Annotated in this window: 23 protein-coding genes and 1 pseudogene; 12 read left to right on the forward strand and 12 right to left on the reverse strand. The window is 72.5% G+C overall.

The annotated features are described in order from the left end of the window. The first annotated feature begins 215 nt into the window (after positions 1-215). Positions 216-1,088 carry a CAP domain-containing protein gene (locus ACWDNY_RS11335; RefSeq protein WP_451645499.1) on the forward strand — a complete coding sequence of 291 codons (873 nt, stop codon included), beginning with the start codon at positions 216-218 and terminating at the stop codon, positions 1,086-1,088. Between the two features lie 147 nt (positions 1,089-1,235). Here the strand turns inward: ACWDNY_RS11335 and ACWDNY_RS11340 are convergent, their stop codons facing one another. The 4 genes from ACWDNY_RS11340 to ACWDNY_RS11355 form a co-directional block, all read right to left on the reverse strand. Then, complete coding sequence (locus ACWDNY_RS11340) at positions 1,236-2,051, reverse strand: SDR family NAD(P)-dependent oxidoreductase (RefSeq protein ID WP_451645500.1); 816 nt, start codon at positions 2,049-2,051, stop codon at positions 1,236-1,238. A gap of 33 nt (positions 2,052-2,084) precedes the next feature. Continuing rightward, entirely contained in the window at positions 2,085-3,545 is a 1,461-nt protein-coding gene (locus ACWDNY_RS11345) for a hypothetical protein (protein ID WP_451645501.1), read from the reverse strand. A 93-nt stretch (positions 3,546-3,638) separates the two neighbouring features. Then, positions 3,639-4,238, reverse strand: a complete 600-nt coding sequence (locus tag ACWDNY_RS11350; RefSeq protein WP_451645502.1) for a guanylate kinase — start codon at positions 4,236-4,238, stop codon at positions 3,639-3,641. Beyond that, complete coding sequence (locus ACWDNY_RS11355) at positions 4,235-4,840, reverse strand: AAA family ATPase (RefSeq protein WP_451645503.1); 606 nt, start codon at positions 4,838-4,840, stop codon at positions 4,235-4,237. Before ACWDNY_RS11355 ends, ACWDNY_RS11350 begins: the two co-directional genes overlap by 4 nt. Before the next feature lie 849 nt (positions 4,841-5,689). On the opposite strand from ACWDNY_RS11355, the gene ACWDNY_RS11360 reads away from it, so the two are divergent. Continuing rightward, positions 5,690-6,049 (forward strand): DUF779 domain-containing protein, encoded by a 360-nt coding sequence (locus ACWDNY_RS11360; RefSeq protein WP_451645504.1) that lies wholly within the window; start codon positions 5,690-5,692, stop codon positions 6,047-6,049. A 110-nt stretch (positions 6,050-6,159) separates the two neighbouring features. Here ACWDNY_RS11360 and ACWDNY_RS11365 read toward each other — a convergent pair whose 3' ends face one another. The 6 genes from ACWDNY_RS11365 to ACWDNY_RS11390 all read right to left on the reverse strand — a co-directional run bounded on the left by ACWDNY_RS11365 (position 6,160) and on the right by ACWDNY_RS11390 (position 11,682). Then, a complete protein-coding gene (locus ACWDNY_RS11365; protein ID WP_451645505.1) occupies positions 6,160-6,354 on the reverse strand; it encodes a hypothetical protein in 195 nt (64 codons plus the stop codon). Between the two features lie 101 nt (positions 6,355-6,455). After that, positions 6,456-7,319, reverse strand: a complete 864-nt coding sequence (locus ACWDNY_RS11370) for a phosphatidylinositol-specific phospholipase C/glycerophosphodiester phosphodiesterase family protein (RefSeq protein ID WP_451645506.1) — start codon at positions 7,317-7,319, stop codon at positions 6,456-6,458. Between the two features lie 200 nt (positions 7,320-7,519). After that, positions 7,520-8,611 carry an acyl-CoA dehydrogenase family protein gene (locus tag ACWDNY_RS11375; RefSeq protein WP_451645507.1) on the reverse strand — a complete coding sequence of 364 codons (1,092 nt, stop codon included), beginning with the start codon at positions 8,609-8,611 and terminating at the stop codon, positions 7,520-7,522. Further along, the gene (locus ACWDNY_RS11380) at positions 8,608-9,789 is read right to left on the reverse strand and encodes an acyl-CoA dehydrogenase family protein (protein ID WP_451645524.1); all 1,182 of its coding nucleotides are present in this window, start codon (positions 9,787-9,789) and stop codon (positions 8,608-8,610) included. Before ACWDNY_RS11380 ends, ACWDNY_RS11375 begins: the two co-directional genes overlap by 4 nt. An 8-nt stretch (positions 9,790-9,797) precedes the next feature. Continuing rightward, complete coding sequence (locus tag ACWDNY_RS11385) at positions 9,798-10,775, reverse strand: NADPH:quinone oxidoreductase family protein (protein WP_451645508.1); 978 nt, start codon at positions 10,773-10,775, stop codon at positions 9,798-9,800. A gap of 331 nt (positions 10,776-11,106) precedes the next feature. Continuing rightward, positions 11,107-11,682, reverse strand: a complete 576-nt coding sequence (locus tag ACWDNY_RS11390) for a helix-turn-helix domain-containing protein (RefSeq protein ID WP_451645509.1) — start codon at positions 11,680-11,682, stop codon at positions 11,107-11,109. Positions 11,683-11,868: 186 nt separating this feature from the next. Between ACWDNY_RS11390 and ACWDNY_RS11395 the strand changes: the two genes are divergently transcribed. The 6 genes from ACWDNY_RS11395 (at position 11,869) to ACWDNY_RS11420 (ending at position 17,874) form a co-directional block, all read left to right on the forward strand. Beyond that, a complete protein-coding gene (locus ACWDNY_RS11395) occupies positions 11,869-13,407 on the forward strand; it encodes an ATP-dependent DNA ligase (protein WP_451645510.1) in 1,539 nt (512 codons plus the stop codon). Beyond that, positions 13,404-13,868, forward strand: a complete 465-nt coding sequence (locus ACWDNY_RS11400) for an NUDIX domain-containing protein (RefSeq protein ID WP_451645511.1) — start codon at positions 13,404-13,406, stop codon at positions 13,866-13,868. The genes ACWDNY_RS11395 and ACWDNY_RS11400 overlap by 4 nt, the downstream gene beginning before the upstream one ends. Positions 13,869-13,944: 76 nt before the next feature. Then, positions 13,945-15,330 (forward strand): NADP-dependent succinic semialdehyde dehydrogenase, encoded by a 1,386-nt coding sequence (locus ACWDNY_RS11405; protein ID WP_451645512.1) that lies wholly within the window; start codon positions 13,945-13,947, stop codon positions 15,328-15,330. Positions 15,331-15,355: 25 nt separating this feature from the next. Further along, positions 15,356-15,592: a DUF6213 family protein gene (locus ACWDNY_RS11410; RefSeq protein WP_451645513.1), complete on the forward strand. Its 237-nt coding sequence runs from the start codon at positions 15,356-15,358 to the stop codon at positions 15,590-15,592. Positions 15,593-16,171: 579 nt separating this feature from the next. After that, positions 16,172-17,236 (forward strand): type III polyketide synthase, encoded by a 1,065-nt coding sequence (locus ACWDNY_RS11415; RefSeq protein ID WP_451645514.1) that lies wholly within the window; start codon positions 16,172-16,174, stop codon positions 17,234-17,236. 95 nt (positions 17,237-17,331) lie between these two features. Further along, positions 17,332-17,874: a cupin domain-containing protein gene (locus ACWDNY_RS11420; protein WP_451645515.1), complete on the forward strand. Its 543-nt coding sequence runs from the start codon at positions 17,332-17,334 to the stop codon at positions 17,872-17,874. A gap of 194 nt (positions 17,875-18,068) precedes the next feature. Here the strand turns inward: ACWDNY_RS11420 and ACWDNY_RS11425 are convergent, their stop codons facing one another. After that, positions 18,069-19,295, reverse strand: a complete 1,227-nt coding sequence (locus ACWDNY_RS11425; protein ID WP_451645516.1) for an acyl-CoA dehydrogenase family protein — start codon at positions 19,293-19,295, stop codon at positions 18,069-18,071. Between the two features lie 169 nt (positions 19,296-19,464). Between ACWDNY_RS11425 and ACWDNY_RS11430 the strand changes: the two genes are divergently transcribed. Next, positions 19,465-20,106 carry a TetR family transcriptional regulator gene (locus tag ACWDNY_RS11430; RefSeq protein ID WP_451645517.1) on the forward strand — a complete coding sequence of 214 codons (642 nt, stop codon included), beginning with the start codon at positions 19,465-19,467 and terminating at the stop codon, positions 20,104-20,106. Between the two features lie 74 nt (positions 20,107-20,180). On the opposite strand, the gene def is transcribed toward ACWDNY_RS11430, so the two are convergent. Next, entirely contained in the window at positions 20,181-20,720 is a 540-nt protein-coding gene (gene def, locus ACWDNY_RS11435; RefSeq protein ID WP_451645518.1) for a peptide deformylase, read from the reverse strand. A gap of 158 nt (positions 20,721-20,878) precedes the next feature. Here def and ACWDNY_RS11440 point away from each other — a divergent pair, with 158 nt between their 5' ends. From ACWDNY_RS11440 to ACWDNY_RS11450, 3 genes and pseudogenes are all read left to right on the forward strand, one after another. Further along, entirely contained in the window at positions 20,879-22,117 is a 1,239-nt protein-coding gene (locus tag ACWDNY_RS11440) for a MurT ligase domain-containing protein (RefSeq protein WP_451645519.1), read from the forward strand. A gap of 20 nt (positions 22,118-22,137) precedes the next feature. Next, complete coding sequence (locus ACWDNY_RS11445) at positions 22,138-22,866, forward strand: type 1 glutamine amidotransferase (RefSeq protein ID WP_451645520.1); 729 nt, start codon at positions 22,138-22,140, stop codon at positions 22,864-22,866. Continuing rightward, a pseudogene (locus ACWDNY_RS11450) lies at positions 22,815-22,983 on the forward strand (NDP-sugar synthase); the annotation flags it as partial. The gene ACWDNY_RS11445 and the pseudogene ACWDNY_RS11450, both read left to right, overlap by 52 nt.

Raw genomic sequence — 22,983 nt, forward strand, 5'->3', positions numbered from 1 at the left:
CCGGGCGATGCGCGGCCGTCAGGTCTGCACTCCCCGCACCGTCCTGGCAAGGACCCTTCAGACCTACTAAGCAAAGTAGTGGCAAGGTCTTTTGCGCTCCCGGCGCAGCCCTTCTAAGAATGACCATTCGCAGCACGTCTCCGCAGCTCAGGGCCGTGTCTGCGCCAGAGCCAGCCGCACGAAGGGCGCTCGGCGACTACCGAGTGAGGTCACGCATGGGCAAGCATCGCAAAGACAAGTACTACCGGCGGATAATCATCGCCGCCGCGGCCGTGGGCGCCGTGGCGGTACCGTCCGTCGCCATGGCCTGTACCGATTGGGGGCACAGCGACAGCACTCGGGCGGACGGTGGGAGCGCACGGTCCCAGCGCGCCGAGCCGGTCGCGGCAAAGGGCTGGTGGAACGACTCCGACTGGAACCGGAACCGGACCACCGACGAGGACGCCACGCCGACGGCGTCGCCGACCCCCAGCGCCTCCGCGAAGACGGCGAAGGCCGCCGCGCCGAAGCACCGGACCCCCGCGTCCGCCCGGGCCCACAGGACGGGGGCTCCTCAGGACAGCAGGACGGCCCCGGCCGGCACCCCCAAGGCCACCGCCCCCGCGGCCCCCGCGTCGCCGAGCGCCCCGAAGTCCGGCACCGCGCCGACGAGCACGCCGACGGCCACCGCCACGCCGGTGAGCACGCCGACGGCCACGGCCACGGCGTCCGGGAACACCGCGCGCGTCGTGGAGCTCGTCAACGCCGAACGCAGCAAGGTCGGTTGCGCGCCCCTGACCGTCAACGCGACGCTCACCAAGGCCGCCCAGGCGCACAGCGAGGACATGGCGGCACACCGGAACATGTCGCACACCGGGTCCGACGGATCCTCCCCGGGCGACCGCATCACACGCGCCGGCTACGCCTGGAGCACCTACGGCGAGAACGTCGCCTACGGCTACGCCACTCCCGAGAAGGTGATGGCGGGCTGGATGTCCAGCCCCGGCCACAAGGCCAACATCCTCAACTGCGCGTTCAAGGAGATCGGCGTCGGCGTCGCACAGCCTGGCGACTACTGGACCCAGGACTTCGGCACCACCCGCTCGTAGCCGCGATCGGCGATCCGGCACGAGGTCCCCTCCCGTCGGCGCCGACCGACCGCGCCCGGCACCGCAACGGGCCCGCCCTCCTCAGGAAGGGCGGCCCCGCAGCGCGTCCACCGCCTCGCCGTCCGGCGAGGCGGTGGACCTTTCTCTTCAAGTGGTACCCGGTCCCTGAGCGGGGCCGAGGCCTGCCTGGGGTTGGCCACCGTCCACCGGGACATGGGCGCCGTTCACGGCGCCCGAGGCCGGGGAGAGGAGGAAGGCGATCACGCGGGCGACCTCCTCGGCGTTCAGCAACCTCCCGCTCGGGTTGCGCTGCGCGTAGACGCTGTAGGTCTCCGGGTCCCGTAGGCGCAGACGGTCCCAGCTCTTGCCCGGCAGAAGAATGGAGCCCGGGCTGACGGTGTTGACCCGGACGCGGTGCGGGGCCAGTTCCTGGCACAGCGCTCCGGCCAGATAGATCTCGGCGGACTTGGCGGCACCGTACTGGGCGGGGAAACGGGGCTTCCAGCCGGAGATGGAGGAGACCAGCACGACGGAGCTGCCCGTGCGGAGGTGGGGCAGTCCCGCTCGCACGGCTCGCACTGCATGGCCACCGTTCAGCTCCCAGGTGGTCTGCCAGTCCTCGCGTGTGGAGTCGAGAAGTCCACCGCCGCGCTTGCCGCCCACGTTGGCCACCAGACCGTCGAGCCCGGCGAACGTACGCCCGGCCTCGTCGGTGAAGTCCTCCAGCTCGTCCGGTGCCAGCACGTCCACGGCGCCGGTCAGCACGGTCGCTTCATACTCCTGCCGCAGTTCGGCCGCGGCTCGCGCCAGCTGGCCGGCGTCCCGGCCGCAGATGGCGACGGACGCTCCCTCTGCGGCGAGAATGCGTGCGACGGCGAATCCGAGGCCGCGGCTGCCGCCGGTGACCAGGAACGTACGTCCGCGCAGTCCGTACGTGACGGCCGGTGCTGTGCTCTCGTCCATGGCCCCACCCTGTCATCCAGTCCCTTGGGACACTCAACGGACCAGTTTGCGGATGACGATGCCGACGATGAGCGTGGTGAACAGCAGGCCGGCCGAGGTGAACGTCACCGCCAGGGCTGTCCATTGCGCGCTCTTGAGCTCCGACGGCAGGCCGGTGCCGACGTTCAGCCACAGCGCGAGGGCCAGAACCAGGGATTTCGCTGCGGAGGTCAGGTCCGTCACGCCCTGCCCGGTGCCGCGCAGGGGACCCGCCAGGTGGAGTCCGACGGCTGTGAGGAGCACTCCCGCCAGGAGGACACGTGCGGGGTTGCGGGCTCGTACGCCCCAGCCGAGGACACCTCCGAGAATGGCCTGGGAAACACCGCGAGGGAGCAGTGGCATCAGGGCCGCCTCCCGTTGCCGGGTGAGGTAGTAGAGCTGGTCCACCTCGCGGTTCCTGTTCCGTCTGGCCAGGGCCGAACGGACCGACTCCAGGGCCACGCCGGTCACCTCGGTGAAGGAGCGCTCCAGGAAGGACACGATCTGGCGTCCGTCGCGGAACATCTGGCCGGCGAGCTCCATGTCACCGACGCTGGAGGTCGCGTCGAGGCGGTACCGCGAACCACCGCCGGGCAGTCCCAGGGTGCCGGTGACCGAGGATCCTCGGAGGCTGATCACCGCGGGGTCCCGCGAGGTGGCCGTCAGGCGCATCACTGTGCTGTTGTCCAGGGACAGGCAGGCCCTCGCATCCGGATGACCGCGGTCGCTCGCGCAGAGTTCGAGGTCCTGCACCTCCACGGGGCCTCGTACCGTGCTGTCGGTGATGATGCTGCATTCCTCCGCGGGAACCACCAGTCCGTTGACGCGTACGGTTTCGCTGCACCGCAGTTCCGCGGCGTGCAGGGGCCGGTCCAGACGCACCCGCTGCAGGTTCAGCTCCTGCGCCTCCACATCACGCAGATCGAGTGCGGACAGCCAGAGGTCGTCGAAGGTGACGTCCTCGCGAGCGCGCAGCGCGCGGGCGTCCACGCGCGGGCGGCCGAGACGTCCCGCGGTGACCTGGCTCCTCACTGCCAGGGCCGACACCCGGGTCTGGGTGATGCGCACGTCTCCGCGCAGTGCGTTGAGCTGGATCAGCTCCTCGACGCGCAGACGCTCGAGCCGGGTGGTGCCGCAGGAGTGAAGAGCGAGGGAGACGAGGGACGTGTCGGTGACGATCACCTCGCAACCCACCGGGGCGTTGCGGACGGTCAGGCGTCCGATTCTCGAGTTCGCCACGAAGACGGCGTCCGCCTCGACGTGGTCGATGACGAGTTCATCGATGTGGCAGGAGCGGATGGTCAGTGTCCCGTCGACCCCGACGCGCTCGAGAGTGACCCGGTCGGCGGAGACGGCGTCCAGAAGGAGGTCCGCCTCCACCTCCTCCTGACGTAAGTGGACACTGCGGTCGGCGACGGTGCGCTGCCGGCCGATCCTCGCCAGGTCCTCGAGTGTGCGGACAGCTCCCACAGGCATCCCCCTGCTGCTCACGGTGACGGATCGTCGTCGCTGACGGTGGCTGTCGTGGCCTGCGGGAGGCAGGCCGTCCTCTGCTGGAGCGTGTGGCCGTCAGGTGGTGAGGTCCAGGGCTGCCCGCAGCTCTCCGGGGAGACGCGCGGGAGCCGGGCTGTCCAGTGCGGCGGCGATCTGCTTGGCCGCCTCGCCGGGTGCCGTCCTGTCGGTGCGCACCACCACGTCGAAAAGGTCGCGCAGGTCGGAGACGAGGATGTCCTGCGCAGTCTCGTTCCAGGCCTGAAGCCGCTTGGCGGTGTCCGCGTCGCCCCGTTGCCGTGACCGGATCGCACACACGTCTTTCGGTACCCAGAGCAACACACGCAGCCATTGCGTCTTCCCACCGCTGAGCAGGCCGCGCAGGTCGGCTACGTTCCCCATGTGCACCACCGGCACCAGCCCCTGCTCCTGGGGCTGTTCGAGACAGTTCCGGTCGACGGCGTAGACGTTGCCGTACCGGCGGGTTTCCACCACGACACGGCCCCGTTCGCGCAGGTCGTTCAGTTCCTCTTCCGTGACGAGCCGATATCCGGTCGACCGGCCCGTGCCCTGCTTGAGCTTGGTGAGCAGCCGGAACCGCGGGTCGGTGGCGGACAACGCGGCGGTGACGGTGTCCTTACCGGCGGTGGGGGGACCATAGAGGACAATGGCGGTCATGACGTCTCCAGCAGGCCCTGCGCGACGGCTTCCAGCTGCTCGGCCAGTGGACGTGACGCGGTGATGCGGTTGTCGATCAGGTGATGCGGGACGGCCGGCCGCAGGCCCAGGTCGATACCGTTCACGTAGGTGGGCCAGTGGGCGAGCTTCCAGGTGTCGCGGGAGGCGTTGCGGGAGATCAGGCGTTCGCGCATGGACTCTGTGTCGCTGTCCACCCACAGGGCCTCGAACCGGGCGCCCAGCCGGCGGCATCGTCTCGTCACTCGGTTGGTCCACCGGCCGTCGGCGGCCTCGGAGAGGAAGGGCGCCACCAGGACCACGGAGATGCCGCACTCAAGGTTCTCCCAGGCCGCCTTCATCAGGCACTCGTACTCCAGCGGCCTGACGTGCTCCAGGTAGGCCGGGCTGTGCCGGTCGTCCGGGTCGCCTCCCATGACGTGCAGAAGCCGTTCCGTCATGGGGCGGCTGAGCGTGTCCTTGTCGAGCATCGCCCACCCCGTCGCAGCCGCCAGTAACTTGCCGGCCTCCGACTTGCCCGACCCGGCGTAACCCGCGACCAGCGCGAGGGTCAGCCGGTTCGCGCCTGAGCTTGTGGTTGCCACTCGGCCCTCCGGGATGTTCGCAGGCGATCATCCTAGGAGCCGAGGCCCCCTCCTTCGGCGCGAAACGGCCATCCGGCTGGGAGAGTTGACCGAATCGGTCCTGTCCGTGGCGTGGGGGTGACCGACCAGCGAAGGTCACCGACGGTCCTGTCCACCCGTCGCACGTTGCACATTGCAACAGGTAAGGGGCCGCGTATGGGCGTTGTACGGGTTCGGGTCCATGTCCACGCCTCTCGGACGGCGTTGGGCAGTGTCCGGTGGCGTTCAGGGTGTCGAACGCCGCCGCGGGGCGGGCGTTGGGAGCACTCGGGGACGGGAAGGGTGTGAGGACGTGAAGGCGGTGCGGGGGGTGCGGATCAGCCGCATGGTGAGGACCAAGGAGGACGGCACCGATCCGCCGCGCGCGTGGTAGGCGTACGGGCGGCTGCTCCAGCATCTGCGCGAGCGCGCCGGGCTGAGCCAGTAGCAGCTCGGGGAGGCCGTCGGCTCCTCGCAGGAGCAGGTCGCCTCGGTCGAGCGGGGCCGCAGGCCGGCGAAGGGGGCCTTCACGTCGGCTGCGGACCGGCGGGCTGGAGGCGCGCGGGGTCCTGGAGGTACCGCAGTCCGACGGCGGGGACTGTGTGGAGGTCGGCTCCGGCCGGGGCGTCGTGTACGTGCGGGACTCAAGGGCGGCGGCAGTGGGCCGGTGCTGCCGGTCGACCGGGAGGAGTGGAGGGCGTTCCTGGCGGGTCAGGTGGTCGCGTTCGGCGAGGTTGGGCCCTTGTGCACGAGGCCGCTTGCAACGTCTTCGCAACCCCGGGGCTGATTGGCTCGCCCCGACGGCTTCCGGTGCGGCGAAGGACGGCGACGATGTACGAGGAGTTCCCGCGTGTCGAGCTCACCCCCGCGGCCGCCGGCCTGGTGCGGCGGCTGAGCGAGGCGCACGGGCCGCTGATGTTCCACCAGTCGGGCGGCTGCTGCGACGGCAGCGCCCCCATGTGCTATCCGGAGGGCGAGTTCCGCACCGGTGACGCGGACGTGCTGCTCGCGGAGCTGGAGGTCGAGGGCGTGCGGCGGCCGGTGGGGTTCTGGATGTCGCGCAGCCAGTACGCGGTGTGGAGCCACACCCGGCTGATCGTCGACGTGGTGCCCGGCCGGGGCAGCGGCTTCTCGCTGGAGGCGCCCGAGGGGGTGCGTTTTCTCCTCCGTTCCCGCGTCGTCGGCACCTGATCACCACGCGTGAGGCGACCGGCCGGTGCACATGGCGGACGGCGCCGAGCCCGCCGCAACAACCGCCGCGAGCCCACCGTCGTCCGGCTCGCCTCGCCACCTCACGGGCGTCAGGGGCGCAGGCTGCTGACGAGTTCCGCGGTGGCCGAGAGCCCCTCGTGGATGGTCGGCGCCATGCTGGAGCCGGCCAGGAAGAAGCCGAGGAGGACGCAGACCAGGGCGTGCGAGAACTTCAGGGCGCCGTTGCGGACGAAGACCACCGCAAGGATCAGGAGCAGCAGCACCACAGAGATGGAAATGGCCATCGTCACCCTCCTCCGCCACGCCCGCTTCGCGGCGTTCGCCCGCAAGTGTGGCGTAGCGGAGGGTCAATCGGGGCAGCTGACGTGTCCGCCGAACGTGTGGTCTACCTGCGCGCGCGGGCGTCCAGGAACCGTTCCAGCCCGGCGAGGTCGTCGGTGTTGAGGTGGTCGACACCGGCGGCGAGCAGTTCCGTCCACAGGGCGTCGCGGGCGGGCCCGGCAGCGTCCGGGGTGGCCCAGAAACGGACCCGCTGCCCGTGCGCGTGGGCCTCGGCGACGACGGCGCGCAGCCGGCGGCGCTCGGCGTCCGGGAAAGGCCCGTCGCCCCGCCAGGTGAAGTTGAGGGTCCAGTTGTCGCTGACGAGCGGGAGGAACGAGGCGGGCGCGGGACCGCCGAGGTCGGTGAGCCGGCCGTCGTAGAAGGCACGGCGCACGCTCTGCGCCGCCATCGGCGCGCGGGCGGCGCGGTCGCCCGAGACCACGGCCGTGACCGGTCCGGGGTGGACGCGTCCGTGCGCGTACGTCGTGAACAGGCGGGGGTAGCGCCTGAGGTGCCGGTCGAGTTCGAGGTAGGTGGCGGCGCCCTCGGTCTTGATGTCGACGAGGAGTTGCAGTGGCCGGCGCCAGCCGCGGTGCACGGTGCCGTGGTTGGCCTGTACACGGGCGGCCAGCGGGTCCAGGTACAGGGATTCCAGGGTGCGGCCCGGGTCCAGATCGACGGGGTCGTGTGCGACGAGGAGCTGGTCGCCCACCAGGTAGATGTCGGCCTCGACGCTGCCGAAGCGGTGGTCGAGCGCGTCGAGGAGGGGGCGCGGGTGCTCGTAGTCGTTGTGCGCGTGGGCGTGCCACAGCGGCCGGGGGCCGTGGTGGCCGTCGGACGCGGACGCGCGGGTGGCGGGCAGGGCGACCGCGCCGGTGAGCGCGGCGCCGAGCGTGGAGAGGGCTCTGCGTCGGGTGGTGAGGGCCATGCTCTGCCTCCCTGGAAGTGCCGTACGGGACCTCAGGGAGTATGGAGCCCTCACCGGCCTGAGAGGCCGCGCACGCCGGGGAGTTGGCCGGATCGCCGCCGCTCGTTCACTTGTGTGCCGCGGGCGCTCGTCCACCTCGTGCCGCGCGCGTGCGCGAACGAGCCCGCCCGGCGCCCGGGCGGGCTCCTTGGCGCTGCGGGTCAGGGGGCCTGGAGATCGACCAGGCCGGCCAGCGCCTCACGGTGGGCGCCCGCCGTGCCGTAGGCGATCGAGTCCGCCTTGGCCCGCTTCAGATAGAGGTGGACCGGGTGCTCCCACGTCATACCGAGGCCGCCGTGAAGTTGCAGGGCCTCCTCGGCGGCGTGGACGGCGACGGGCGTCGCGTAGGCCTGGGCGACGGCGACGGCGACGTCGATGTCCTCGCCGGTCGCGAGCGCGTCGGCGGCGTTCCGGGCGGCCGCGCGCAGGTTCACGATCTCCAGCCACAGCTGGGCGAGCCGGTGCTTGAGGGCCTGGAAGCCGCCGACGGGCCGGTTGAACTGCTTGCGCTCCTTCAGGTAGCGAACCGTCTCCGTCAGCGCCCACTCCGCGACCCCGAGCTGTTCGGAGGCCAGCAGTCCGGCCCCGGCGCGCAGCGCCCGCCGTACGGCGGGTCCCGCCTCGCCCAGGCGGCGGCCCTGGGCACCGGTGAGGGTGACGGTCGCGAGGGGCCGGGTCAGGTCGAGGGAGGTGTGCGGGGTCACCGTCACGGCGACCGTGTCCACGGCATGGAGTGCGCCGTCGTCTGCCGGGACGAGCAGGACGTCGGCCGCGACGGCGTCGGCGATCGCAGTCAACTCGCCGTGCAGCAGGCCGTCTTCGACGCGGACGGTGGCGTGGGCGGCATGCGGCGCGGTGTGCAGCCCGACGGCCAGGGCGCCGACGGCGCGTCCGGACGCCATGCGGGACAGCAGTTCGGCGGCCTCGTCGCCCTCGCACGCCAGCAGGGCCTCGGTGGCGACGACGGCGCTGGTCAGGTACGGCACGGGAGCCACCGCCCGGCCCAGTTCCTCCAGCACCACGGCGGCCTCGCGGTGCGTGGCCCCCTGTCCGCCGCGCTCCTCGGGCACCAGCAGGCCGGCCAGACCCATGCCGTCGGCGAGCGACTTCCACGCGGCCAGGTCGTGGGGGGCGTCCGACTCGGTGCGCGCGATGACGCCCGCCGGGTCGCAGTGGTCGCCGAGCAGGTCCCGGACGGCGGCGCGCAGCGCCTCTTCCTCCTCCGAGTACAGCAGGTCGGGCTGTGGGCTCATCGGGCCAGGTCCTTCCATGCGACGTCCTTGTCGGTGCGCGGCTCGGGGGGCAGGCCCAGGACGCGCTCGGCGACGATGTTCAGCAGGACCTCGGTGGTCCCGCCCTCGATGCTGTTGCCCTTGGACCTCAGGTAGCGGTAGCCGGCGTCACGGCCGGTGAAGTCCACGAGCTCGGGTCGGCGCATGGTCCAGTCGTCGTACAACAGGCCTTCCTCGCCGCGCAGTTCCACCTCCAGGCCGCTGATCTCCTGGTTGAGGCGGGCGAAGGCGAGCTTCATCGCGGAGCCCTCGGGTCCGGGCTGCCCGGCCACGAGCTGCTGACGCAGCCGCTCGCCGGTGAGGCGGGCGACCTCGGCCTCGACCCACAGTCCCAGCAGTCGCTGGTGCAGGTCGTGCGTGCGCAGTTCGGGGCGTGCGCGCCAGGTCCTGGAGACCGGGCCGATCATGCCGCCCTCGCGGGGCAGGCGCATGCCGCCGATGGACACGCGCTCGTTCATCAGCGTGGTCTGCGCGACCCGCCAGCCGTCGCCGACCTCGCCGAGCCTGCGTTCGTCCGGGACGGCCACGTCGGTGAGGAAGACCTCGTTGAACTCGGCCTCGCCGGTGACCTGGCGCAGGGGCCGCACCTCGACCCCGGGGTCGGTCATGTCGCAGATGAAGTAGGTGATGCCCCGGTGCTTGGGCACGGCCGGGTCGGTGCGGGCGATGAGGATGGCCCAGCGGGCGAGGTGGGCGCTGGACGTCCACACCTTCTGGCCGTTGACCACCCAGCCGTCGCCGTCGCGGACCGCTCGCGTGCCGAGCGCGGCCAGGTCGGAGCCCGCGCCCGGCTCGCTGAACAGCTGGCACCAGACCTCCTCCCCCGTCCACAGCGGGCGGAGGTAGCGGCGCTTCTGCTCCTCGGTGCCGTAGCGCAGGATCGTCGGCGCGGCCATGCCGAGGCCGATGCCGATGCGCCGCGGGTCGTTGTCGGGGGCGCCCGCGGCCTCCAGCTCGGCGTCGACGACGGCCTGCAGGGAGCGCGGGGCGCCGAGGCCGCCGAGGCCCTCGGGGTAGTGCACCCAGGCCAGCCCGGCGTCGAAGCGGGCCCTGAGGAAGTCCAGGCGGCCGGTGCTCGCGGGCGGGTGGGCGGCCAGCAGTTCGCGGGTGCGGCGGCGCAGTTCCGCCGCGTCGGCCAGGGTGTCCGTCATGCGGGGGCTCCGTTCTCCAGCGAAGGCAGGACGGCGATCCGGCCGGTCGTCACGCCGTCGGCGAGGCGCTGGACGGCGGCCGCGGCACCGTCGAGCGGCACGCGCTCGCTCACCAGCGGCCTGATCGCGCCCCGGGCGGCCAGTTCGGTGAGCTGTTCGTGGCAGTGCCGGACCAGCTCGGGGTTCCTGGTGTTGTACAGGCCCCAGTGCAGTCCGAGGATCGCGTAGTTCTTCACCAGGGCGTGGTTGAGCGCGGGGCTGGGGATCGTCCCGCTCGCGAAGCCGACGACCACGATGCGGCCCTCGAAGGCGACCACCTTGGCGGACTGCGCGTAGGCCGTGCCGCCGACCGGGTCGTAGACCACGTCGGCGCCCCGGCCTCCGGTGGCCTCCTTCACCGCGGCGACCACGTCCTCGGTCCGCCGGTCGACGACCACGTCGCAGCCCAGTTCGCGGGCCACGGCGGCCTTGCCGGCGCCGCCGACGACGCCGATGACCGTCGCGCCGGCCGCCTTGCCGAGCTGGACGGCGGCGCTGCCGACGCCGCCGGCGGCGGCGTGCACGAGAAGGGTCTCGCCGGCCTCCAGGCGGGCCCGGCGGTGCAGACCGAACCAGCCCGTCTGGTAGCCGATGTGCAGCGCGGCCGCCTCGGCGTCGTCCAGGGCGTCCGGCGCGGGCAGCAGGCCGGCGGCGTCGGCTACGGCGTACTCGGCGAAACCGCCGTACGGCAGCGCCGGGTTGGCGATCACACGCCGTCCGTCCTCGGTCTCGCCGCAGATCTCGACGCCCGGGGTAAAGGGCAGCGGGGGCCGGACCTGGTACTGGCCGCGGCACAGCAGGGCGTCCGGGAAGTTGACGTTCGCGGCTCGCACCTTCAGCAGGACCCGGCCCTCACCGGGCGCCGGCGGTTCGGTCTCCTCGAGTCGCATCACCTCGCTCGGCTCGCCGTTCTCGTGCACTCGCCATGCCTGCATGCGCCGCCTCCACGGGACTGCGTCGTCTGACCGGGGTCGACGGCATACTAAGCGGTCGCTTGCCGATCAGGGAACCGTCGGGCGCGTCATACGGCGGGCAGGCGCCGTTACCTGCGTCACGGACACGACCGGCCACGCACCCCGCGCCGGTGCGACCCACCGTGCCGCGCGCAGGACGAGCCACCGTGCCGCGCGCCACGACCACACACCGTGCGCGCGCACGGGCCGGCCCGCCCGCCACAGGCCCCCGCGTCCGGTGCCCGGCGCACCGGACGCGGGCCGTCGCCGGGCACCGGGCCGGGCCGTCGCGCCGGCGGCGCACCGCGGGCCCTCAGGCGTTCCTGGGCCGTGCCCGTACGTGCATCCGCTCGCCCTGTGGTCCGAACAGGCTCAGGAACTCCGCCGGCCCCTCCCCCGTCGAGCCGAACCAGTGCGGCACGCGCGTGTCGAACTCGGCCGCCTCGCCGGCCGTCAGCACGACGTCGTGCTCGCCGAGGACGAGCCGGAGCCGACCCGAGAGCACGTACAGCCACTCGTAGCCCTCGTGCGAGCGCGGGTCGGGGTCGAGCCTGCGCCGCGGTTCCCGCACCTTGAAGGCCTGCAGACCGCCGGGCTGCCGGGTCAGCGGCCAGTGGGTGCGGCCGTTGCGCACGATCGGCTTCGCGCGCACCCGCGGGTCGCCGACCGGAGGGGCGCCGACGAGTTCGCCGAGCGCCACCTGGTGGGCCTGCGCGATCGGGAGCAGCAGTTCGAGACTGGGCCTGCGCAGGCCGGACTCCAGGCGGGAGAGGGTGCTGACGGAGATGCCCGTCGCCTCGGACAGGGCGGACAGGGTCACCTCCCGCTCCTTGCGGATCCGCCGCAGTCTCGGGCCCACGCCCGCCAGCACGTCGTCGGTGGTACTCATGACCGCATTGCAGAGTCGGCAAAGCGATTTGTCAATCCCGCACCGGTCGGGTGGCCCTGCCCGGTCGGGGAGGTCGTCCCGGCCGGGAGACGGCCCGCCGGCGCGGGAATCCGCGCGGGGTGTCCCGGACGGATCCGTCCGGCACGTCCAGGTGTGGACCCACCGCCTCCGTAGCACGATTACCGCATGTTGCTGACCCGGCTGGCACGCGTGTCCCAGGAGGTCGCCGCCACCTCGGCGCGGTCCCGCAAAGTCGCTCTGCTCGCGGAGCTGTTCCGGGTCGCCGAGGCGGAGGACGTGCCGATCGTCATCCCGTACCTGGCGGGGCGCCTGCCGCAGGGGCGGATCGGCGTGGGGTGGAAGGTGCTGGGCCGGCAGGTCGCCCCCGCCGCCGAGCCCACCCTGACCGTGCGCGAGGTGGACGCCCGCCTGTCGGAGCTGGGCAAGGTCTCCGGCACCGGTTCGCAAGCCGAACGGGCCCGGATCGTCGGCGCGTTGATGGCCGCGGCCACCGAGGACGAGCAGCGGTTCCTGCGGGGGCTGCTGACCGGCGAGGTCCGGCAGGGCGCTCTGGACGCGCTCGCCGTCGAGGGGCTGGCCGCGGCCACCGGCACCCCCGCCGCGGACGTGCGGCGGGCGGTGATGCTGGCCGGGTCACTGCAGACGGTGGCCCGGGCCCTGCTCGCCGACGGGTCCGCGGCCCTGGACCGCTTCCGGCTGACCGTCGGCCGTCCGGTCCTGCCGATGCTGGCGCACAGCGCCTCGTCGGTGGCCGAGGCGGTCGGCAAGCTCGGCGCGTGCGCCGTGGAGGAGAAGCTGGACGGCATCCGGGTGCAGGTCCACCGGGACGGCGACGCGGTACGGGTCCACACCCGCACACTGGACGACATCACCGACCGTCTGCCCGAGGTGACGTCGGCCGCCCTGAAGCTGGAGGGCGAGCGGTTCGTCCTGGACGGCGAGGTCATCGCTCTCGGGCCCGACGGGCGTCCGCGTTCCTTCCAGGAGACCGCCGGCCGGGTCGGCTCCCGCGTGGACGTCGCGACGGCCGCCGAGGCGGTGCCGGTCTCCCCCGTCTTCTTCGACGTCCTGTCGGTCGGCGACCGCGACCTGCTCGACCTGCCGTTCGCCGAGCGGCACGCCGAGCTGGCGCGGCTGGTCCCGGAACCCCTGCGGGTGCGGCGGACGGTGGTGTCCGGGCCGGAGGAGACCGCCGAGGCCGAGCGGTTCCTCGCGCGGACCCTGGAGCGCGGACACGAGGGCGTCGTCGTGAAGTCCCTGGAGGCGCCCTACAGTGCCGGCCGGCGCGGTGCCTCGTGGCTGAAGGTCAAGCCCGTGCACACCCTCGACCTCGTCGTCCTCGCCGCCGAGTGGGGCCACGGCCGCCGCACCGGCAGGCTGTCCAACCTGCACCTGGGCGCCCGCACCGCCGACGGCGGCTTCGCGATGCTCGGCAAGACCTTCAAGGGGATGACCGACGCGATGCTCGCCTGGCAGACCGAGCGGCTCGGGGAGCTCGCCGTGGACGAGCACGGCTGGGGGGTCACCGTGCGCCCGGACCTCGTCGTCGAGATCGCCTACGACGGCCTGCAGCGCTCCTCGCGCTACCCGGCCGGTGTCACCCTCCGGTTCGCACGGGTCCTGCGCTACCGCGAGGACAAGCGGCCGGAGGAGGCCGACACGGTCGAGACGCTGCTGGCGGCGCACCCGCAGGTGCGGCCGTGAGCGGGCCGCGCAGCGCGGGACTGCTGCTGTTCCGGCGCACCGGCGACGGCCCGGAGGTCCTGCTCGGCCACATGGGCGGCCCCTTCTTCGCCCGGCGCGACGCCGGGGCGTGGACCGTGCCGAAGGGCGAGTACGAGGAGGAAGAACCCGCCTGGGAGGCGGCCCGCCGTGAGTTCCGGGAAGAGCTGGGGCTGGAGCCGCCCGACGGCGAGGCGGTGCCGCTCGGCGAGGTCCGGCAGGCGGGCGGCAAGACCGTCACGGTGTGGGCGGTCGAGGGCGACCTCGACCCGGCGGCGGTCGTCCCCGGCACGTTCGTGATGGAGTGGCCGCCGCGGTCGGGACGGACGCGGGAGTTCCCGGAGCTCGACCGGGTGGCGTGGTTCGGGCTGGAGCGGGCCCGGGAGGTGATCGTGAAGGCCCAGAGCGCGTTTCTGGACCGGCTGGCCGAGCACCCGCACTGAGAAGGCGACCACGCGTTTGCGGTGCCGACCGCGGCGCGGGAAGGTCGAAGTACAGCCCGCTCCCAGGGAGGCAGCCATGGCCATCGCGACGGTGAACCCGGCCAACGGTGAGACGCTCAAGACGTACGAGGCCATGGGCGAGGAGGAGATCGAGCGGCGGCTCCGGCGCGCCGAGACCACGTTCCGCACGCACCGGTCGACGTCGTTCGCCGAGCGGGCCCGGCTGATGAACCGGGCGGCGGACCTGCTGGAGGAGGACCAGGAGGAGATCGGCCGTGTCATGACCACCGAGATGGGCAAGCCGGTCAAGCAGGCCCGCGCGGAGGCGGCGAAGTGCGTCAAGGCGATGCGCTGGTACGCCGAGCACGCCGAGGAACTGCTCGCCGACGAGCAGCCCGCGGAGACAGACGTGCACGACTCCGGGGCCTCCCGGGCCTTCGTGCGCTACCGCCCGCTCGGCCCGGTGCTCGCGGTGATGCCCTGGAACTTCCCGCTGTGGCAGGTGATCAGGTTCGCGGCGCCGGCGCTGATGGCGGGCAACGTGGGTCTGCTCAAGCACGCCTCGAACGTGCCGCAGACCGCCCTGTACCTGGAAGACCTCTTCCTCCGGGCGGGCTTCCCCGAGGGGTGCTTCCAGACGCTGCTGATCGGCTCGTCCGCGGTCGACGCGATCCTGCGCGACGAGCGCGTGAAGGCGGCCACCCTCACCGGCAGCGAGCCGGCGGGCCGGGCCGTCGCCTCCACCGCCGGGGACGAGGTCAAGAAGACGGTGCTGGAGCTGGGCGGCAGCGACCCGTTCGTCGTGATGCCGTCCGCCGAGCTCGACCGGGCCGCCGAGGTGGGGGTGACCGCGCGGGTGCAGAACAACGGGCAGTCGTGCATCGCCGCCAAGCGGTTCATCGTGCACACGGACATCTACGACGCCTTCGTCGAGCGCTTCGTGGCACGCATGAAGGAGCTGAGGATCGGCGACCCGCTGCAGGAGGACACGGAGGTCGGGCCGCTCGCCAGCGAGCAGGGGCGAGCGGACCTGGAGGAGCTGGTCGAGGACGCCAAGCAGGCCGGGGCCGAGGTGCTGTGCGGCGGCGAGCGGCCCGACGGACCCGGCTGGTACTACCCGCCGACCGTCCTGGCCGGCATCACCCCCCGGATGCGGATCCACCACGAGGAAACCTTCGGGCCGGTCGCCACGCTCTACCGGGTGGACGACCTGGACGGGGCGGTGCTCACCGCCAACGATACGCCGTTCGGGCTGAGTTCCAACGTGTGGACGCGGGACGAGGCCGAGGTGGACCGGTTCGTGCGGGACCTGGAGGCGGGCTCCGTCTACATCAACGGGATGACTGCCTCGCACCCGGCGTTCCCGTTCGGCGGGGTGAAGCGGTCGGGCTACGGACGTGAGCTGTCCGGGCACGGAATCCGGGAGTTCTGCAACATCACCACGGTATGGCACGGAGCGTGAGGATTCCGCGGCTACGATCCCTTTCGTGAACCGCGAAGTGACTCTGCCTCTGATCGTCGACGACCGCGGTACCTTGCAGGTGGCCGCGGCCGACGTGAGCAAGCTGCTGCGCACGGTGGGCGGACGGTGGGTGCGTCTGGTCGAGGCCGGGCACGAGGGTCTGGACGAGGACACCGTCGCGACCCTCACCATCGAACTCGCCAAACTGGCCGACCGCATCGACGTGGCCTGCATCGCGCACAGCAGCGGGACGACCGGGTAGGGCACAGACGCATCCGGCGGTGCGGCCCCCGGCCCGCCGGGGCGTCGTGGGTGCCGGAGCCCCCACCGCCCCCGGCGCCGGCCCACCGCCGGCAGGGCGGCGCGGCGGGGCGTGTGCCACGACCGGAGGCCCCGGAGCCGTCGTGCTCCGGGGCCTCCCTCGACTTCCGTCGCCGTCACCTCGTGGCTCCCCGGTCGCTTCGCGGCCGGCTTCGGCCGGTCGGCGGTACGTCGCGCCGGATGCGGCGGGCTCAGCCGATCGGCGGTTGTCACCCACCCGGACCGGACGCGGGGCCCGGGCGCCGGGCCTGGCTGGCACCGTCCGGCGCGACCCGCTACGGCAGGCGGCCGGCCTGCGGTTTCGCGGCGAAGCGCGGCCAGGTCGTGGTCTTGGATTCCCCTGCCGCCACCGTCCTCACGTCCTCCGTTCGTGGAGCGCCCCGGGGACGGCCCGGCCCCGACGGGACGTCCCCGGTTCGGAGTAGTCCCGCGAGAGATCGTCGCCCTCCCGGGTGATCGTGGGTGGACCACCTTCTGACCGGAGGGCAAGCGCTCTCCCGGAGGCGAAAGCAGGCGAGGCATGGCGACCTTGTGCAGACCCTCGGTGTCCGTCCCTGAGCACGTCATCACGATGGAGGAGACGCTGGAGCTCGCGCGCTCACGCCACGCGGACCACCCACAACTCCCGCTGGCCCTCCGGCTGATCAAGAACACCGGTGTGCGCACCCGGCACATCGTGCAGCCCATCGAGGAGACCCTGGAGCACCCCGGGTTCGAGACCCGCAACAAGATCTACGAGGCCGAGGCCAAGGCCCGCGTCCCGGAGGTGATCCGGCGCGCGCTCGACGACGCGGAACTGCTCACCACGGACATCGATGTCATCGTCTACGTCTCGTGCACGGGCTTCATGATGCCCTCGCTCACCGCGTGGCTGATCAACGAGATGGACTTCGACAGCACCACCCGGCAGATACCCATAGCCCAGCTGGGCTGTGCGGCGGGCGGCGCGGCCATCAACCGGGCCCACGACTTCTGCACGGCCTACCCGAATGCGAACGCGCTCATCGTGGCCTGCGAGTTCTGTTCGCTGTGCTACCAGCCCACCGACCTCGGCGTCGGCTCCCTGCTCTCCAACGGCCTGTTCGGGGACGGCATCGCCGCCGCCGTGGTCCGCGGCACGGGCGGCACCGGCGTCCGGCTCGAACGCAACGGCTCGTACCTGATCCCCAAGACGGAGGACTGGATCGCGTACGACGTCCGGGAGACCGGCTTCCACTTCCTGCTGGACAAGCGGGTGCCCACCACGATGGAACCGCTCGCCCCTGCCCTCCAGGAACTCGCGAGCATGCACCAGTGGGACGCGTCCGACCTGGACTTCTACATCATCCATGCGGGCGGGCCGCGCATCCTCGACGACCTCAGCAAGTTCCTGAACGTCGACCCGCACGCGTTCCGGTTCAGCCGGGCCACGCTCACCGAGTACGGCAACGTCGCCAGCGCCGTCGTGCTGGACGCGCTGCGCCGGCTGTTCGACGACGGCGGAGCCGAGGACGGCGCCCGCGGACTGCTCGCCGGCTTCGGTCCCGGTATCACCGCGGAGATGTCCCTCGGCCGCTGGAGCCACGCCGGCGGAGGGACGGCATGACCCGCAAGGCACCCGCCGGGACCCCGCCGCCGCCCTTCGGCACGGGCGCGCCGGTCCGTGGGCCCGAGGCCCTGCTCGTGACGTGGTGAGGTGCCATGACGGCGATCGAGGAACCGAGGTCGGCGACCGACGGGCTGCTGGTACCACCGGGCCACGGCCGCGTCGTCGAGACGCCCGCCCAGCGGGTGACCTTCAAGGTGACGGGCTCGCACTCGCGGACGGCTTCCACCTTCGAGGTGGAGGTCCCGCCCGGGTTCGACGTGGGCGCCCATGTGCACACGCGCAGCGAGGAGTTGTTCTACGTGCTGGAGGGCGAGCTGGACGTGCTCGCCTTCGAGCCGCGCATCCGGACCTCCGACCACTGGCAGAAGTGGGAGTCGCGTTCGGGAAACCGGGTGGTGCGGGCGGGCCCCGGGACGGTCATCGTCGTCCCGCCCGGTTGCCCGCACGCGTTCGCGAACCCGACCCAGGCCCCGGCGCGGATGTTCTTCCAGGCGTCCCCGCCGCCCGATCACGAGCGGTACTTCGAGGAGCTGCTGGAGATCCTGGGCAGCGGGGGCCCGCCGGACCACGCGGCGATCGAGGAACTGCGCAAGCGGTACGACATCGAGCAGCTCACGCCCCTGAGACATCGGTGAGCCGCCCCGTCCTACGCTGACGCGGCGCGGGCCGGCTGCGCGTGCGGCCGGGCCGGGCGGGCACGCGCCGTCGTGGACGGTGCGCGCCCGCAGCGCAGCGCTCGTCGCCGCGCCGTCCGCCTGCGGCGCCCCCGATCCCCGGGGGCCACCGATCCCGGCGCCCCCCCATTGCGGCGGGTGCCGGGCGGGCGCCCCTACCGGATCGGCATGCCCGAGATCGTCCGGGAGATCACCAGCCGCTGGATCTCACTGGTGCCCTCGAAGATCGTGTAGATGGCGGCGTCGCGGTGCATCCGCTCCACCGGGTACTCCCGGGTGTAGCCGTTGCCGCCCAGGATCTGGATCGCCTGGGCGGTGACCTTCTTGGCGGTCTCGCTGGCGAAGAGCTTGGACATCGAGCCCTCGGCCGCCGTGAACGGCTTGCCGTTGACCGCCATCCAGGAGGCGCGCCACACGAGCAGCCGGGCCGCGTCGATCTGCGTGCGCATGTCCGCGAGCTGGAACGCGACGCCCTGGTTGTCGATGATCGGCCGGCCGAACTGCTCCCGCGTCCTGGCGTAGTCGAGCGCGACCTCGTACGCGGCCCGGGCGGTGCCGACCGCCATCGCGCCGACCGCCGGACGGGACGCCTCGAACGTGGCCATCGCGGCGTTCTTGACCCGCTCGCCGCCCTTCCTGGCCCTCTCCCGGGCCCGGGCCAGCCGCTCGTCCAGCTTCTCCTTGCCGCCGAGCAGGCAGGAGCCGGGGACGCGCACGTTGTCCAGGATCACCTCGGCGGTGTGCGAGGCGCGGATACCGTGCTTCTTGAACTTCTGGCCCTGCGACAGGCCGGGCGTGGCCGGGGGGACGATGAAGGAGGCGTGGCCCTTGGAACCGAGCTCCGGATCGACCACGGCGACGACGACGTGGACGTTGGCGATGCCGCCGTTGGTCGCCCAGGTCTTGGTGCCGTTGAGCACCCACTCGTCCTTGGCCTCGTCGTAGACGGCACGGGTGCGCATGGAGGCGACGTCGGAGCCGGCGTCGGGCTCGGAGGAGCAGAAGGCGGCGACCTTCACGTCGTTGGCGTCGCCGTACATCTGGGGAATCCAGGTGCCGATCTGCTCGTCGGTGCCGTTGGCGAGGACGCCGACGGCGGCGAGGCCGGTGCCGACGATGGACAGGGCGATGCCCGCGTCGCCCCAGAACAGCTCCTCCATCGCCACGGGGATGCCGAGTCCGGTGGAGTCGAAGTACTGCTGGGCGTAGAAGTCCAGGGAGTAGATGCCGACCTTGGCCGCCTCCTGGATGACCGGCCAGGGAGTCTCCTCACGCTCGTCCCATTCGGCGGCCGCGGGGCGGATCACGTCGGCGGCGAAACCGTGCAGCCAGTCCCGGACCTCCTTCTGTTCGTCGTTGAGCTCCATGGTGAACTCGGCCATGTCCCCTCCAGCGGCGCACGTGCGTGTGTTACTTGCGGTAACGCGAGTCTGTTACCGGCGGGTAGGAAAAGTCAACTCCCAGGCAGGCCGGCAGCCCGTTCGAGGTCCGGGGGCCGGTCAGTGTTAGTTTGCGCAGGCGTCACCGAAACAGCACGGGTGGGGAGAGCTCATGGACACCACGCAGCGGACCGATCAGCAGCGGTCCGCCGACCGCCGCCGGCGCGAGCTGCTGGAGGCCGCCGACCGGGTGGTGCTGCGCGACGGCCCGCAGGCGTCGATGAACGCCATCGCCGCGGAGGCGGGCATCACCAAGCCCATTCTCTACCGGCACTTCGGCGACAAGGGCGGACTGTACGCCGCCCTCGCCAAGCGGCACACGGACGCCCTGCTCGACTCGCTGCGGGCCGCGCTGGACGCGCCGGCCGGCCGGCGGGAACGCGTGGAGTCCACGCTCGACACCTACCTGGCGGCGATCGAGGCGCGCCCCCAGGTGTACCGCTTCCTGATGCACCCCGCGGAGGGGTCGCAGAGCGACCAGGGCTTCGACGTGGGCAAGCACTCCGCTCCGCTGCTGCGCCGGATGGGCGAGGAGCTGGCCCAGGTCATCGAGGAGCGCCTCGACCTCGGCCCCGGCGCGCAGCAGCTGGCCCGGGTGTGGGGGCACGGCATCGTCGGCATGATGCACGCCGCCGGGGACTGGTGGCTGGGCGAGCGGCCGTGCTCCCGGGCGGAACTCGTGCGGAGCCTGGCCGATCTCCTGTGGGGGCGGCTCGCGGCGGCCGGGGACCGGGTGGGCGGTCCGGGGTTCTGACGGCCGGACCGCGCGGGCCGGCCGCGACCCCTCGCGCCGCGCGGCGGACCGGTGGCACCCCCCGTCCGCCGCGCTCACCGGTGCCAGGGCGCCCGCGTCACCTGGCGCATCAGCCGGCGGCGGCGCCGGCCCGTCAGGAGGTCGGCGTACAACCGGCCCTCCAGGTGGTCGAACTCGTGCTGCAGACAGCGGGCGAAGAATCCCGTGCCGTGCACGGTGACCGGCTCCCCGGTCACCGTGCGGCCCTCGACGACTGCGTGGTCGGGGCGTTCCGTCCCCGCCTCCAGGCCGGGCAGGGACAGACAGCCCTCCGGGCCGCGGACGACCACCCCGTCCGCCTCCACCAGCCGCGGGTTCACCACGTGGCCCAGGTGCCGCACGTCCTCGTCGTCGGGGCAGTCGAAGACGAACACCCGTAGCGGCTCGCCGATCTGGTTCGCGGCGAGGCCCACGCCCCGGGCCGCGTACATCGTGGCGAACAAGTCCTCCACCAGCGCCGCCAGTCGAGGGCCAAAATCGGTGACCTCCCGGCAGGGCTCGCGCAGCACCGTGTCGCCGAGCAGGGTGAGGGGCCGGACGCGCCCGCGGGCGCCCGGGATCGGGCCGTGTCGCATGGCGGCAAGGGTACGGTCCTACCGGACGCGCGATGGGCGCGCGGGTGCCGCGCGGGTGCCGGGGTGCGATGGTGCGTTTGGATCTCGATAGGCTGAGGCCCACACCACGTTGCCGGATGGCTCAGGCGCGGCGCGTACGCAAGGAGGATCGAGAACTGATGGCAGGCAACTCGGACCCGCTCACGCCGCGGGCCAAGCTGGCCGTGACCGCCGGCAAGGCGGTCGCTGCGGCATCGCGCGCCGCGGGGCGCGGCAGCGGTTCGGTGATCGGCGGTCGGGTCGCCCTCAAACTCGACCCCGACCTGCTCGGCCGGCTCGCCCAGGACCTGGACGTGATCCTGGTCTCGGCGACCAACGGCAAGACCACGACCACCCGGCTCATCGCCGAGGCCCTGCGGGCCGCGGGGCCGGTCGTCTCGAACGCGCTCGGCGCGAACATGCCGGCGGGTATCACCTCGGCCCTCGCGGGCGGCTCGGACGCCAGGTACGCCGTCATCGAGGTCGACGAGAAGTACCTCGCGGGCGTGGCCCGGGACACCGCGCCGAAGTGCATCGCGCTGCTGAACCTCTCCCGCGACCAGCTCGACCGCGCCGCCGAGACCCGCATGCTCGCGGAGCACTGGCGTGAGGGCCTGTCCGGGTCCAAGGCCGTCGTCGTCGCCAACTGCGACGACCCGCTGGTGGTGTGGGCCGCGTCCTCCTCCCCCAACGTGGTGTGGGTGGCCGCCGGGCAGATGTGGAAGGACGACGCCTGGTCCTGCCCGTCCTGCGGCGGAGTGATGCAGCGTCCGGGCGACGACTGGTTCTGCGGGGAGTGCGGCTTCCGCCGCCCGACGCCGAGCTGGGCGCTCTCCGGCGACCACGTGCTCGACCCGCACGGCTCCGCCTGGCCGATCCACCTGCAGCTTCCCGGCCGCGCCAACAAGGCCAACGCCGCGTCGTCCGCGGCCGTCGCCGCAGTGTTCGGTGTGCCGCCGCAGGTCGCCCTGGAGCGGATGTACCAGGTGCAGGCCGTCGCCGGGCGCTACGACGTGGTGCAGTTCCTGAACCGCGACCTGCGCCTGCTGCTGGCGAAGAACCCCGCCGGCTGGCTGGAGACGTTCTCGCTGATCGACCCGCCGCCGACCCCGGTCATCCTGTCGGTGAACGCGCGCGGCGCCGACGGCACCGACACCTCCTGGCTGTGGGACGTCGACTACACGCGCCTGACCGGCCACCCCATCTTCGTGATCGGCGACCGGAAGCTGGACCTCGCGGTGCGGCTGGAGGTCGCGGGACAGCACTTCCAGGTCTGCGACAACCTCGACCAGGCCGTGCAGCAGGCGCCGCCGGGCCGGATCGAGGTCATCGCGAACTACACCGCGTTCCAGGACCTGCGCCGCCGCGTCGGCAACTGACCACGAAGGACGACGACTTCATGAGCGACAACCAACTGCGTCTGGTGTGGATCTACCCGGACCTGCTGAGCACCTACGGCGACCAGGGCAACGCCCTCGTGGTGGAGCGCCGGGCCCGGCAGCGCGGCCTGGACGTGGCCCGGCTCGACGTGCGCAGCGACCAGCCGATCCCGACCTCCGGCGACATCTACCTGATCGGCGGCGGTGAGGACCGGCCGCAGCGGCTCGCCGCCGAGCGGCTGCGGCGTGACGGCCACCTGACCAGGGCCGTGGAGAACGGCGCGATCGTGTTCTCCGTCTGCGCCGGCTACCAGATCCTGGGCCACGAGTTCATCAACGACCTCGGCCGGCGCGAGCCCGGCCTCGGCCTGCTCGACGTCGTCTCGGTGCGCGGCGAGGGCGAGCGGTGCGTGGGCGACGTCCTCGCCGACATCGACGCGCAGCTCGGCCTGCCCCCGCTGACGGGATTCGAGAACCACCAGGGCGTCACCCAGCTGGGTGCCACCGCCCGCCCGTTCGCCCGCGTCCGTCTGGGCAAGGGCAACGGCACGGGCGACGGCACGGAGGGGGCGTACAACGGGACCGTCTTCGGCACGTACATGCACGGGCCGGTCCTCGCCCGCAACCCGCAGATCGCGGACCTGCTGCTGAAGCTGGCGCTCGACGTCAACGCCCTGCCGCCGGTCGACGACCACTGGTACGAGGCGCTGCGCAACGAGCGCATCGCGGCGGCACAGCAGCCGGCGTAGAACCTCCGGTCGCGGCGTACGCGGCCGACCCCCTGCGGCCCGACATCCGCGCGCTGGTGCGCACGCACGAGACGACGGGCGCGGACGTCTCCCTGCACCTGACCCGCGTCACGGACC

It is taken from the genome of Streptomyces sp. NPDC003697, assembly GCF_053587115.1.

Excerpts from the sequence above, each read along its gene's own strand:
- ACWDNY_RS11335 (WP_451645499.1), top strand. The coding sequence starts at position 216 with ATGGGCAAGCATCGCAAAGACAAGTACTACCGGCGGATAATCATCGCC.
- ACWDNY_RS11340 (WP_451645500.1), bottom strand. The coding sequence starts at position 2,051 with ATGGACGAGAGCACAGCACCGGCCGTCACGTACGGACTGCGCGGACGT.
- ACWDNY_RS11345 (WP_451645501.1), bottom strand. The coding sequence starts at position 3,545 with ATGCCTGTGGGAGCTGTCCGCACACTCGAGGACCTGGCGAGGATCGGC.
- ACWDNY_RS11350 (WP_451645502.1), bottom strand. The coding sequence starts at position 4,238 with ATGACCGCCATTGTCCTCTATGGTCCCCCCACCGCCGGTAAGGACACC.
- ACWDNY_RS11360 (WP_451645504.1), top strand. The coding sequence starts at position 5,690 with ATGTACGAGGAGTTCCCGCGTGTCGAGCTCACCCCCGCGGCCGCCGGC.
- ACWDNY_RS11365 (WP_451645505.1), bottom strand. The coding sequence starts at position 6,354 with ATGGCCATTTCCATCTCTGTGGTGCTGCTGCTCCTGATCCTTGCGGTG.
- ACWDNY_RS11370 (WP_451645506.1), bottom strand. The coding sequence starts at position 7,319 with ATGGCCCTCACCACCCGACGCAGAGCCCTCTCCACGCTCGGCGCCGCG.
- ACWDNY_RS11375 (WP_451645507.1), bottom strand. The coding sequence starts at position 8,611 with ATGAGCCCACAGCCCGACCTGCTGTACTCGGAGGAGGAAGAGGCGCTG.
- ACWDNY_RS11385 (WP_451645508.1), bottom strand. The coding sequence starts at position 10,775 with ATGCAGGCATGGCGAGTGCACGAGAACGGCGAGCCGAGCGAGGTGATG.
- ACWDNY_RS11390 (WP_451645509.1), bottom strand. The coding sequence starts at position 11,682 with ATGAGTACCACCGACGACGTGCTGGCGGGCGTGGGCCCGAGACTGCGG.
- ACWDNY_RS11395 (WP_451645510.1), top strand. The coding sequence starts at position 11,869 with ATGTTGCTGACCCGGCTGGCACGCGTGTCCCAGGAGGTCGCCGCCACC.
- ACWDNY_RS11405 (WP_451645512.1), top strand. The coding sequence starts at position 13,945 with ATGGCCATCGCGACGGTGAACCCGGCCAACGGTGAGACGCTCAAGACG.
- ACWDNY_RS11415 (WP_451645514.1), top strand. The coding sequence starts at position 16,172 with ATGGCGACCTTGTGCAGACCCTCGGTGTCCGTCCCTGAGCACGTCATC.
- ACWDNY_RS11420 (WP_451645515.1), top strand. The coding sequence starts at position 17,332 with ATGACGGCGATCGAGGAACCGAGGTCGGCGACCGACGGGCTGCTGGTA.
- ACWDNY_RS11425 (WP_451645516.1), bottom strand. The coding sequence starts at position 19,295 with ATGGCCGAGTTCACCATGGAGCTCAACGACGAACAGAAGGAGGTCCGG.
- ACWDNY_RS11430 (WP_451645517.1), top strand. The coding sequence starts at position 19,465 with ATGGACACCACGCAGCGGACCGATCAGCAGCGGTCCGCCGACCGCCGC.
- def (WP_451645518.1), bottom strand. The coding sequence starts at position 20,720 with ATGCGACACGGCCCGATCCCGGGCGCCCGCGGGCGCGTCCGGCCCCTC.
- ACWDNY_RS11440 (WP_451645519.1), top strand. The coding sequence starts at position 20,879 with ATGGCAGGCAACTCGGACCCGCTCACGCCGCGGGCCAAGCTGGCCGTG.
- ACWDNY_RS11445 (WP_451645520.1), top strand. The coding sequence starts at position 22,138 with ATGAGCGACAACCAACTGCGTCTGGTGTGGATCTACCCGGACCTGCTG.